At 51.8% G+C, this 12,675-nt stretch carries 8 protein-coding genes; 1 reads left to right on the top strand and 7 read right to left on the bottom strand.

The genetic code is table 11. The features are described 5' to 3' along the window. Positions 1 to 51 precede the first annotated feature (51 nt). From Enr10x_RS06140 to nusA, 7 genes are all read right to left on the bottom strand, one after another. Positions 52 to 954: a zinc ribbon domain-containing protein gene (locus Enr10x_RS06140; RefSeq protein ID WP_145448453.1), complete on the bottom strand. Its 903-nt coding sequence runs from the start codon at positions 952 to 954 to the stop codon at positions 52 to 54. 151 nt (positions 955 to 1,105) lie between these two features. Next, positions 1,106 to 1,858 carry a YebC/PmpR family DNA-binding transcriptional regulator gene (locus Enr10x_RS06135; RefSeq protein ID WP_145448452.1) on the bottom strand — a complete coding sequence of 251 codons (753 nt, stop codon included), beginning with the start codon at positions 1,856 to 1,858 and terminating at the stop codon, positions 1,106 to 1,108. Between the two features lie 110 nt (positions 1,859 to 1,968). Then, on the bottom strand, positions 1,969 to 4,239 hold the full coding sequence (locus Enr10x_RS06130; RefSeq protein WP_197997497.1) for a tetratricopeptide repeat protein: 2,271 nt from the start codon (positions 4,237 to 4,239) through the stop codon (positions 1,969 to 1,971). A gap of 335 nt (positions 4,240 to 4,574) precedes the next feature. Next, on the bottom strand, positions 4,575 to 5,444 hold the full coding sequence (locus Enr10x_RS06125; RefSeq protein WP_145448450.1) for a hypothetical protein: 870 nt from the start codon (positions 5,442 to 5,444) through the stop codon (positions 4,575 to 4,577). Between the two features lie 138 nt (positions 5,445 to 5,582). Then, entirely contained in the window at positions 5,583 to 6,002 is a 420-nt protein-coding gene (gene rbfA, locus Enr10x_RS06120) for a 30S ribosome-binding factor RbfA (protein ID WP_145105009.1), read from the bottom strand. Between the two features lie 39 nt (positions 6,003 to 6,041). After that, positions 6,042 to 8,795: a translation initiation factor IF-2 gene (gene infB / locus Enr10x_RS06115; protein ID WP_232093246.1), complete on the bottom strand. Its 2,754-nt coding sequence runs from the start codon at positions 8,793 to 8,795 to the stop codon at positions 6,042 to 6,044. 149 nt (positions 8,796 to 8,944) lie between these two features. Beyond that, positions 8,945 to 10,453, bottom strand: coding sequence for a transcription termination factor NusA (gene nusA, locus Enr10x_RS06110; protein WP_145448448.1), 1,509 nt, complete (start codon positions 10,451 to 10,453; stop codon positions 8,945 to 8,947). Positions 10,454 to 11,214: 761 nt separating this feature from the next. On the opposite strand from nusA, the gene Enr10x_RS06105 reads away from it, so the two are divergent. Next, complete coding sequence (locus Enr10x_RS06105; RefSeq protein WP_145105004.1) at positions 11,215 to 12,645, top strand: tetratricopeptide repeat protein; 1,431 nt, start codon at positions 11,215 to 11,217, stop codon at positions 12,643 to 12,645. The last annotated feature ends 30 nt before the right edge of the window (positions 12,646 to 12,675 follow it).

Raw genomic sequence — 12,675 nt, 5'->3', positions numbered from 1 at the left:
CGAATCGGGACTTTCTCAGGCGGAGATCACAAGCGTTTCAGCAGGGTTTGTTTACTGGTTGGTCATTTCAGCATAAGCCACAGTCTGGACCATGTAGGTGAAGGGAATGATGAAGATCAAACCAAAAAACAGAGTCACGACCCCTCCCACCAGCGTAATCAATCCCAGCAGCAGCGAAAGGCCGAAGAAACTTAGCTTGTTCCCGACCATCACGTCCTTCGCCTTGGTAAAGGAATCAAGGCCTGGCAAATTCCGATCAATCAGAATAAAAGAGAACGGCCAGAACATGAGTGAGAAGATGATTCCCGGAATGATTAACGCCACGTACCCCAGTAAAACGACCAGTCCATAAACGATACTGCAGAGAATCATTCGACCGAGATAGGGGCCGCCACTAAACAGCTCATTAAACTCGGGATTTTCCCCCCGAACGATCTTGAGAAAGACAATCTGCCCCCCCAGTTGAAAATACATATAGACTAAGAAGACCATTGCATTCTGCAGCAGCAACAGCAGGAAGATGGCCACCATGGTCCCTTCCCCTCTTCCACCCGCCTGCATAATCGAAACCTGGATGATCTGCATAAAGAAGCCGATCACCGAGGAAGCGACCATGTATACGCTGCCGGCGACGAGCGGAATGGCGATCGCCAATCCCAGGTTGGCTTTGTAGAGTTCCCACGCCCGGGAAAATGTATCACTGATGTTGAACACCCGGGGTTCCCACGCTCCTCGACCGGAGCCTGAGGATGCCTTTAGAGTCTCCCCGCAGTATTCACATTTCACGGCCCCGGCCGGCACATCTTCCCCACACATCGGGCAGACCGTCTTACTACCGGCTAGAAAACTCTCTTCCTCACTGACAGTCTGCTCTCCCAGAAAACTGGATTCTTCAGGAACAGGAGCGTCAAATTCGTCGAAACCATCATCTTCACTGGCGGGGACGTCGGGCATCGGCACAGTGACTGCTTCGCCGCATTGGGGACATTTTGCTCTGCGGCCCGCCTTATCATCTGAAGTTTTGAGAACTTTGTTACAATGTGAGCAACTAAATTCGATCGTCAAGCCGCCGTCCCCCTCAAATCCAGGTTGTCAAATTATTCAGCTATTCTGCCATGACCTCAGCCATGATTTCATCAGGGATATTAAAATTCGCTGTCACACTCTGCACATCTTCATGGTCTTCAAGTGCTTCCATCAGCTTGAGCACTTTTTTACCATCTTCCACGTCCAAGTCTACAGTTGTCTCAGGAATCCGTGAAATTTCAGCCAGATTGGTGGGAATCTGCTTCTGCTCAAATACATCAGCCACCTGCTGGAAGGCCTCCACACTGCAGGTCACTTCATAGACATCGCCGTTCGCTGCGACATCATCTGCGCCTGCCTCCAGGGCGATTTCAAACAGCTCATCCTCTTCCACGTTTTCGCAGGGAACCAGGAACAGCCCTTTCCGCTCAAACATCCAGGCGACACAGCCGGTGCTCCCCAGGTTACCGCCGTGTACTTCAAAGATTTTCCGAACTTCACCAGCTGTCCGGTTTCGATTTTCAGTCAGAATGTCGCATAAGACAGCTACGCCGGCTGAACCGTAACCTTCATAAACCAGCTCTTCGAAATTCTCCCCTGAGAGCTCACCGCATCCCTTTTTGACTGCACGGTCAATGTTATCTTTGGGCATACTGGCTTTGCGGGCTTTATCAATTGCATAGCGCAGCGCCAGATTCATTACCGGATCACCGCCCCCGTGCTGGGCAGCGACAATAATCGCGCGACTCAATTTCCCAAAAAGTTTCCCGCGCTTCTTATCAACCACCCCTTTCTTGGCGGCGATATTAGCCCAATGTGAATGACCTGCCATGGAAGTTTTCGCTTAACTCAAAAATGTGTGGAAGATCACTGCGCGGAACTCACGCAGTGTGAAATGGAATTGCACCAATACTACTATAATTTCAGGGGGATTGAAAACGATTACTGACTCAGTTTTTGCTGAAGCTGATCAATCAGCTTAGAGTCCGGAGGGGAGGCCTTTCGGGCTGCATCCAGCGCCTTTTTCCAGAGTTCCCGCGCCTGCTCGTTCTTATTCAATTCGTGGTAACAATCCGCGAGATGGTCCAGAATTGTACTGTCTCCGCCACCGGGCAGTTTGCTGGCTTTTTCCAGATAAGTCAGGGCTTCCTCATATTTCTTCAGTTTGAACAGAACCCAGCCCATACTGTCGAGGTAAGCCATGTTGTCGGGTTCGGATTTCAACGCAATCCGAATCATCTTTTCTGCTTTTTCCAGGTTTTTCCCCTGGTCAGCATAGAGATATCCCAGGTCGTTATTGATGGAAGGATTGCTCGGATCCTCTGCCAGCATCTCTTCCAGCACCTTTTCTCCCTTGAGGATATCCCCCTTCTGCACATAGGTATTCGAAAGCATCATCTTGATCTGATAGATGCGTTCTTTCTGTTGCGGATATTTTTTGATAAAGCTCTGCATCTGCTCGATGGCGTTATCCCAGTCACGGGCATGGTAATAAATCCAGGCATGCTGATAGTCCAGCATGGGATATCTGGGAGCGGCCTGTCGCGCTTCTTCATTGACTTTCAGAGCCGCGGCCGTTTCTCCATTACGCTCACGGGCATCTGCCAGAAATGACATCAGATTGATCCGCTGTGGTGCCAGCAACGGGTTCTCCACCGCTTTCTGCAGCAGTTCAGACAACTCGCCATATTTGTCTTCTTCTCTCAACAACTGGCTGTATTCCTGCAGGATCAGCAGCGTCCAGTTACCCCGGATCTGGGGCTTGGAGTGTTTTCCGGCTGCATCGATGGCAAACTGGTAAAATTCTCCAGCTGCCTTGTTATCACCCGCCTCAGCAGCCAGTTTGGCAATCAGAAATCCGGAGAAGACGTCGACACCCGGGGGATCCTTCTCTTTCTGTTTTTCTGCTTCCGCTACCAGAGCACTTACCAGCTCTTTGTCCTTGGACATCTTTTGCAGGTCAGACTGAATTCTGCGGATCCCGTCTCCGGACTGCACAATCTGCGAGAGTGTGGTAATCAGTTTGTCATACTTTTTGTTTTTCTCGTACAATGACAGCAGACCTGCCAGCCCGTCTACATCCGAGGATTCACCGATCGATTCCAGGTAGGTCTTTTCAGCATCAGCAAAACGACCGGCTTCTCCGTACTGTTCGGCCAGGTAGTAATGCAGGGTCCGGTTGTACTTGTCTTTAGCAGCCAGTTTTTCAAGACGGGGAATCAGTTCGTCAGACTCGTTTAAAGCAGCCAGGATTTCCGCCAGAAATTCGTACGCCTTCCGCCCCTTCGACTGTAACTGTTCATCAAAGTAAGACTGCAGAGAGTCCAATGCCTGCTGGTACTGTTTGGAGCGGAAATAGACCTGTGCCAGATGATACTTGAGAATTCCGGGGCGGCCTTTCTGCGACTCCGCCGCCTTGTTGAAGGCTTCCACCGCCAGCTTGAGTCGATCCGTCTCCAGGAACGACTGCCCGATTCGCTCAAACAGCTTTCCCTGCTTGGCCTCCAGTTGCTCGCGCGTGTTGAATTCAAAAGTAAAATCATCCGGTTTGGTCAGTGCCTGGAAAACGACTTCCCAGCACTTTGCAGCTTCTTCCTTTTTTCCCAGGCGTTCATACAGATTGGCCTGATCGTGTTTGATGATCACATACACGCCCGACTTTTTATCGATCGAGGGCGACTGTGAAGCTTTTTCCAGAAAGTTGACCGCTTCTTCAAAGCGTCCCTGGCCTGCCATATGCAGCCCCAGTTTCCGCATCAGTTCATAATCCCCAGGATCGAGCTCAACCGCTTTCTGGGCATATTCGATGGCTTCCTCAGTTTTATCCAGCCCCGAAGCCAGACGAATCAGCACCCGGTAAATTTCGAGGGAATTGGGATTGTCCTCCATCGCCTTCTTATACGCTTCATAAGCACCGACAAAATCGTTGCGGGCTTCGCGCATTCGTCCGGTCATGTACCAGGCGGCAGAATCAATTTTTTGCTGCTCCATCGGCGAGCGGGGTTTGGCAGGCACGAAAGGCAGAACGACATCATCTGCGATCCCCTCTTCCAGGGTAAAGACTTTAGGAGACGCCTGTTTCTGAGTCGACTTCTCCCCTTTCTTCCCGGGCATCTCAGCCACGAGCAACTCAGGACTGAGGAAAATCAACAAGGCGGGTAAGAACAGGAACAGCCGGCACAATACCGGCATTATGGAAAACCGACTCATCATTCGAACTCCATTTAAAACAGAGATTTCATAGACTCTTGAGCGCATTCACACCGACCAGTGCCACTCCGCCTCAGGCAGACGTACCACAGCAGGTCCGGGGAACGCTACAGGCAACCCGTATCAGGGTTGTGGAAAACAGTGACGGTACCAGCAGATACAATCAATGCGTGCATTTATTGTAACGCCTTTTCACTATCTTCTCCAAGCCTGCTTTTGCCGGAATCCCGTTTTTTCGCTGCGGGACTCAAAAGAAAACGCACAGGGTCAGAAGACAGAAAAGTTACTGGCAACAGTGCGAAACGGCAGGGGATCCCCAGAGGTACAGTAGCGCAATTCTACTTTTTGGTCGAGGAAGACTTCTTCTTCGGTACCTTCTTTTTGGTCGTCTTTTTAGCAGCCGACGACTTCGAGGCGGCTTTTTTGGTCGTCTTTTTAGCGGCCTTGGTTTTCTTGGCAGGCACCTTCTTTTTCACCTTGGTAGCCGCTTTTTTGCTCTTGGTAGCCGCCTTCTTCTTTTTCACCGTCTTCTTTTTCTGTTTGGACATCGGATTGGCAAACAAAGCTTCCAGACGGCTGGGAGCGTCCATCAAATCCACGCCCTCTTCAGGCAACGGATGTTTATCCAGATCAAAATCAACCTGCAGCTCTTCATCAGTCGCCAGGCAGCGCAACAGATGGCTGAACAGGGGAGCATCCGACTTACGCACTGTCGACTTCAGGTTGTCGCTGGCCGTATCGATGCTTTCTTCCGAAGGCAACAGACCTAACCATTTACTGGCATGCAGAATCTTTTCATCCGCTGGAACCAGATGACTTCCCAGCACAACCTGTAACGTGTGATTCAGTACAAAAGGCGTCAGAGCCTTCATCCGGGTTAACTGTTTCTGTGCCTGCTCGAGTGTCTTCTTCCGCATCCCTTCCAGGTCAAAACAGAATTCTTTATCAAAGACGTATTGTAGTACCGAACGGATCCGGTACGAACGCCATTCCGCATCGCCTACCTGAGCAAAAACCGATTCCAGTTCGGAAATCGTGCTGACCCGAATTTCATTCAGGTCGTGGAACCCGTCGAGCAGGTCCTCAAAAACCTGGTCGGCCAGTTCATTGGTTGTATTCTCCAGACAGATACCATGCAGAATCGTCTCTAACACAGGACGGTCGTATTTGGGTAATGTGGCCGAATACCGCTTTTTGAGAAGCGTCATCAACTTTTTGCAAATCGCCTGTTTATCCGACGTCGATATTTTTTTAGCAACCATATCTGTCTGCGTAATATTTGAGTTAGTTCAATAAGGAATGAATTTGAAAACAGCGACTGTGATCACTCACAGCTCCGCTGTCCCTCAATCTTCTTGGGATGCCTCTTCGGTAGGACCATCTTCTTCAGAAGAAAGATGCTTCGCTGACTCTTCCTGTTCTCTTTCGTGTTGTAACTCATCCAGGATACGCATTGTATCCATGGTATCTTTCACTGCAGTGTCCTGTACAAACTTGATCACGGGCGTGTAGCGTGTCTGAATTCGATCGGCAATTTTGGATTGAATGAACCCGCGGGCCGATTCCAGACCATGCATGCAGAGTGCTTTTGACTTCTCATCCCCCATGATCGAAATATAGACCTTGGCTGACTGCACATCGGGTGCCACATCAACGTGTAATACTGTCACGTTGCGGATCCGTGGATCGCGCAACTGAAACAGGATTGTTGTACTTACAGTTTCCAGTATCGCCTGAGCGATTTTTGCTAGTCGACGTGATGTCATTCAGTTCTCGCCTGCATTCCCTGTCTGATTCGCAGCAGCTTAAGAGCTGGAATCCAAAGTTCGTTTGACTTCGTTAATCCGGAATGCTTCCAGCAGGTCTCCCTCTTTAATGTCATTGAAACCGGATAGCAGAATACCGCATTCCATGCCTTCCCGAACCTCCTTGACATCGTCCTTTTCCCGCTTCAGCGAGGCAATTGGATACTGATTCAGAATCTTCTGATCCCGGATCAAATGTACCCGATCGTTGCGGTTGATCGTGCCATTCAGAACACGGCATCCGGCAATCTTTCCGAAGCGGCTGATCGAGAATGTCTGCAGGACCAGTGCCCGACCGGTCTGCTCCTGAACCAGTTCCGGACGCAGCAGGCCTTCCAGCGACGCCCGGATATCATCGACCACCTCATAGATAATACTGTAACGGCGGATCTCCACATCTTCCTGTGTCGCCAGAGCAGTCGCCCGATCTTCCGCCACCACATGGAAGGCGATGATAATCGCATCCGAGGCGGTCGCGAGATAGACGTCGCTCTCATTCACACCACCGATCCCTTCGTGCAGGATCTTAACCCGGACTTCCGGATGTTCGAACTTGCCGATTTCGCTGCGAATCGCTTCCAGTGAACCTGGCGTATCCGCTTTGATGATCAGCGGCAGATCCTGAATCGCCCCTTCACGGGCAGACCCCAGAATATCTTCCAGTGTCCGCGGTCCGCCACTGTGACGTGACAGTGTATCGGTACGCCCTTCATGACGACGCTCCTCGGCCAGTTCGCGGGCCTGCTCGATATCATCGACCACCACGAAGTGATCGCCGGCTCCCGGTACTGAATCCAGACCAGTGACTTTGACGGGCATCGAGGGCGGTGCCTCTTCGATCTGCTGATCGGTATCATCGTACATGGCACGAATGTAGCCGTAAGACTTACCGCAAATCACGGCGTCGCCAATCCGCAAGGTCCCCTTCTGGACGATCAGCCAGGCGACCGAACCGCGGCCTTCATCGCGGAAGCCTTCCAGACAGACCCCGACGGCAGGTCGATTCGGATTGGCTTTCAGTTCATGCAGTTCCGCGGTCAACAAGAGAGTTTCCAGCAGGTTGTCCAGGCCGGTCCCCTTCAAAGCAGAAACGCGAACGACTTCGGTTTCGCCCCCCCACTCCGCTGGCAGTACGTTCTGAGCTGTCAGATCCTGCAGCACTTTCTGCTCGTTGATATCGGGAAGATCGATTTTATTCATCGCCACAACCATCGGAACCCCGGAGGCCTTAACGTGACTGATACTTTCTGCCGTCTGAGGCATGACACCGTCGTCAGCGGCGACCACCAGCACGACCATGTCGGTCACGTTGGCTCCCCGGGATCGCATTTCGCTGAATGCCGCGTGACCCGGAGTATCCACGAATGTCAGTTTGTGATCGTTATATTCAATCTGATAAGCGGCGATATGCTGAGTAATTCCACCTGCTTCGCCTTCCACCACTTTGGAATTCCGCAAGGTGTCAACCAGAGTTGTCTTACCATGGTCCACATGCCCCAGTACAGTAATGATCGGTGGACGGGTAACGAGATCCTCGGGAGCATCTTCCTGCTCCATGATTTCCTCGACCAGCTCCTGGGCACCTTTCTGTTTCTTGAACGTCAGGTCCACGCCCAGTTCCATTGCCACGGCCAGAGCAGTCTCTTCCTCAATGATCTGGTTGATAGTGACCATCTCACCGAACTCTTTAAACAGGATCGACATGATTGTCTTCGCAGGACGTCCCATCGCTTCTGAGAGACTCCGCACTGTCATCGGCAGTTCCACTTCAGCCTCTGTCTTATGAACGATATTGGATGAATCATGTTTACGCTTGGTCCGGCGAGGACGGCGACCGACAACTTCCTGCTGCTCACCACCCTCGGCAGCAAAGCCCCGGCGGCCTTCCTTACGCTGCTCGCGACGTTGCTTTCGCGCCTCGACCAGACTCAGGCTGCCACGACGCTGTTTACTGTCTTCATCTATTGAATCGCGATCTTTATCGCGTTTCTTCTGTTCGGTGTGTTGTGCCAGGTGAGCTGCCAGCGGGCTTTTCTGCTCGAGGATGTCTGCTGTCAAACGCACCTCAGGCTTCTGCGCCTTCTCTTCTTTTTTCTTCGGTTTGGGAATGACCGGCTGCTTGTAAGCCGGTGGAGCCGCTACGGAAGGCAGAGCCGTCTTACTCTTGGATTTAGGCTGGGGCTTGGAAGACCGCGGTGAGCCAATTGGTTTCATCTCACGGATGCTGGAGGTCGGTGCGCCTCCTGCCGGTACATAATCATCCCGACTGATGACCTGTTCGGACTCCGTTTTCTCATCTTCAGGAGGTTTCGGAGATTCTTCCGTTTTCCTCTTCAGGGGTCCGGATGCAGCCTCGGCCGTCTCAGCCGATTCTTTCGCAGTAGTTTCTGCTTCAGCTGCCTGCTCGGTCTCAGCAGCAGTCTGCGGTTCCTCTTCATCCTGCTCTACCGCAACTGAGGATCTTCCTTCTTCCTCTGATTCCGGTCTGTCATCTTCAGCTTTTGATTTAGGAGTCGCTCGGGAAGGCTGAGGACGGGATGTCATCGCCTTGATTGTCCGCATCTTCTGAGGCTCCCGCTGAGGTGCCATCGCGGCCTGGTCAGCCTGATCTTTAGCCCCTTCAGCAGGTTGCTCCTGCTGCTTGAGATAATCAATCACGATATCACGTTCCTCGGGCGTGATGCTGGCCAAAGCGGAGTTTTTGAGCTTCACTCCCGCCTTGTTACATTCATCGATCAGCACCTTGCTGTCCATTCCCAACTCTTTTGCAAGAGCAAAAATACGAATCTTCAACAGCCCTTCTCCCGTGAACAATTCTGCAACGTCCCATCAGATCCTGTCAGATCCAGACACATTGCCAGTTGAGGCAACAGCCTCATAACACTTACTCGTAATAAAACGATTTATTCCTGCTTCTCTGTCGATTCTTCTACTTCGTTTTCCACCTGCACCGGCTCATCTGCGGAGCTCTCTACAGACTCAGAATCGGTCGCCACTTCTGTCTCGTTTTCCACAACTGCCGTGTCTTCAGATTCTTCTGGATCGGAAGCTGCTTCAACAGGTTCGGAAGCAGCACTTTCTGTAACCGACTCAGCCGCAGCTTCTGTTTCAGTCGAGGCTTCCTCAGCAGGTGCGTCATCACCCTCCGAAGCAGCAGCGACATCTGACAGCCCCTTCGCAGGTGCAACAGGTGCAGCAGGTGCCGTCCCTGCCGGCTGATTCTGCTGTGCCTGCTTCATAGCTTCTTCTTCTGCTTCCACCCGTTCACTTTCACGATCAGCCACTTCGACAATCTGCTCGCACTGTTCGGCTGTCAGGCCACCCAGTTCAGCCAGCTGATCCGGTTCAATCACCGACAGATCGTAATAACTGAAGAAGCCCTGAGAGACCAGGCTTTCGGCCAGCTCTTCAGAAACTCCCGGAATCGAGGAAAAGGCTTCCACGGTTTTATCCAGCTGTTCGTCCAGCTCGGTCTGGGTCATCACTTCGATATCCCAGCCGACCAGCTTGGACGCCAGCCGCACATTCTGTCCTTTACGACCGATGGCCAGAGGCAACTGATCGTCACGCACCAGAACAATGACCCGGCCCAGCATGGGGCACAGGATCACATCTTCCACTTCGGCAGGCTGGAGCGAATTGGGCACCAGTACCTGCAGTGAGTCGTTCCAGCGGACAATATCAATACGTTCACCCGCCAGTTCGTCCACAATATTCTTAATCCGGGCACCCCGCATACCAACACAGGCACCGACACAGTCAATGCTGCTGTCGATACAGGATACCGCCACTTTGGAGCGGTAACCCGCCTCGCGTGCCAGCGACCGGACATCAATAATTCGATCAGCAACTTCCGGAATTTCCAGTTCAAACAAACGACGTACCATATCAGGATGGGTCCGTGAAAGAATGACTTTCACCCGGCTGCCCGCCTTGCGAACATCCAGAACAATCGCCCGCACCCGGTCCCCTACACGAAATGACTCACCCGGAATCTGCTCGCCCCGGGGCAGGATGCCTTCAATCTTTCCCAGGTTAATCAGGACTGCGCCGCCTTCCACACGAGACACTGCGCCGGAAACCGACTGGTACTGCATTTCCATGTATTCATCAAAAACCGTATCGCGCTCTGCTTCACGGATCTTCTGAATCATCACCTGCTTGGCCGTCTGTGCTGCCACACGTCCCAGAATTTCTCCCAGAATGTCCTGTGCCAGCTTTTCATTATCGCAATAGACGGTTGGTTCCCCAGAATCACGATTGATGTCGACTGTCAGTTCGTGATCATCCCCAAAGTGCCGGCGGGCCGCAGACAGAATCGCCTGCTCGATCCCACTAAACACGATCTCTTTATCGATGCTTTTATCGCGTTGAATGGCATCAACAATTCGGAGAACTTCCTTACCGTCCATAATGTGTTTCCTTCATTCGACAGTTGATTTTTCAACTGACTCGAAAACTACTCAAACAAGACCTGAACCGGTCAAATCTCTATCTATACTTAACTGAGTCCCGGGGACTCAACTCCCTGATGGCTCTGCCATTAACAAAAAAAAGCGGGAACATGCCCACTTTATGACTACCTGTACCACCGCAAAACGGCGACCAGGCATAGCCGCGATTGGCCTTTGACAACGCAACCAACGCGACAATCGGATTGGTGAGCAAATGCTCGAGTTCCAACCAGCCTACATATGAGAGGACTCCATTCGAGTTTACGAATGCCGATTCATCACAAAGAAACAAACAGCCAATCTGGCATGTTACCCCTTGCAAACACAAAACATACTGAACACCAGTATGTAAAACCATTGCGCATAGAGCACCATGGTCAATACTCTACTCTGAGAAATTAATCTTCGCGCGTTCAGATGTCAAGCACCGCAGGCAACTATTTCATAACGACTTAACTTCAACCATTCCGCTTACAAGAAAGTCAGCCAAACAGTGATCTATTGATCAGTTTCGCAGAATTTGCCAACCGTTTCTCACAACGGGAAGCCCACATCCATTTTTCCAAATTCCCCTTGTTGGCCGAGAATTGCTCTCCATCAAATCATTGAACTATCATAGTATCTTAGGAGCCCCCTCGGAATCGTCGACCCTTTTTCCGAGAATCCGGGTTTGTAGAGTCTGAGTATCAAGTCTGAATTTCTATAAGGATGATCCACCTATGCCCCGCTTTCTGCCCGCTCTGATCATTTGCCTGGGACTGCCGCTCGCCGCTGCAGCACAGCCCACACCGACCACACCAACTACCAATGACCCCTTTGCCCAGTTGAAAATGCAGGCTGACCAGGCCCAGCAACAGGGGGACTATGCCAAATCCATTCAGCTCGCTTCTCAGGTTTTGCAGCAGAATCCCAGTGATCATGTTGCCTACTACCTGAGGGCCAGTGCTCGCGTGGAATCAGGCCGCGAACAGGGTAACACCCAGACCATCCGGGAAGGAGTCGGTGATTCACGCGAAGCCATCCGCTATAGCCAGAACCAGAATGTCAACTACTATCTCCCCTATCTATATGGGATGATGAACCTGGCAGTCATGGAGAATAAGAAAAGCCACGCTGAAACCGCCCTGAATGTCGCGAATCAGATTCTGGCACGCCCAAATCTCACTCCTGAAGAGCGGGCCAACTTCCATTACCAGCGGGGGATGATTTATCTCCCCCTCAACAAGCCCCGGGAGGCAGCCCAGGACTTCACGGAAACGATTAAACTTTCCCCCAATCACTTTGCAGCCCTGCTCGCTCTACCTGATGCATATGCACTGGCAGGTGAAAACGATCAGGCACTGGCCAGCTTTAATCAGGTGATTCAGAAACAGCCCGATTCGCCCGTCGTCTATAACAACCGGGCCATGTTCTACCAGCAACAGGGAAAACTCCAGGAAGCCATCAACGACTTCTCCCGGGCCATTCAGATTGACCCCAATTACCACCACGCCATTACGAACCGTGGTTTTGCCTACCTGGAAGGGGGCAAACCGGACACCGCGGAAGCAGACCTGACCCAGTCCCTTTCCATTGTCCCCGAGCAACCTTTTGTACTGGGCATGCGAGGCGAAGCACGTCTGTTGCAGGGAAAAATTGCTGAAGCCATCCAGGACCAGGCCCGGGCTGTCCAGCTCGATCCACAGAATCCGGCCCTGCACTCCGACCTGGGCTTTTCCTACTTCTTTAACCAGAACTTCGGAGAAGCACTGAAACAATTCGATCAGGCCACACAACTGTCACAGGATCAGATGAAAGTCCTCAACCCCTGGATTTACCTGGCAATGGTCCGCAACAACCAGAAAGCTGCCGCGGATGCAAAATTCCAGACGGTTCTCAACCAGAAACCAGAAGCCCGCGACTCCGTCGACATGCTTACTGCGTACCTTATGGGAGGTGTCACCGAAGCAGACCTGCTCAAATCCATCGACCAGAAGGATCCGCAACGCAAGCAGGCACAAACCTGTGAAGCACACTATTTCATCGGACAGAAAGCATTGCTGGCAGGCGATACAGCAACTGCGACGCAGAACTTTCAGCAGGCTCTGAATACGGGAATGCGAAACCTGTCCGCTTATCGTGGTGCCCAGTATGCACTTAAAAAATTCTGATTTCGCTGAATGTACAACAGAAAGAGCCCC

Origin of the sequence: Gimesia panareensis (assembly GCF_007748155.1) — a bacterium.
GTDB lineage: Bacteria > Planctomycetota > Planctomycetia > Planctomycetales > Planctomycetaceae > Gimesia > Gimesia panareensis.
This window is presented reverse-complemented; position numbering and strand designations above follow the sequence as displayed.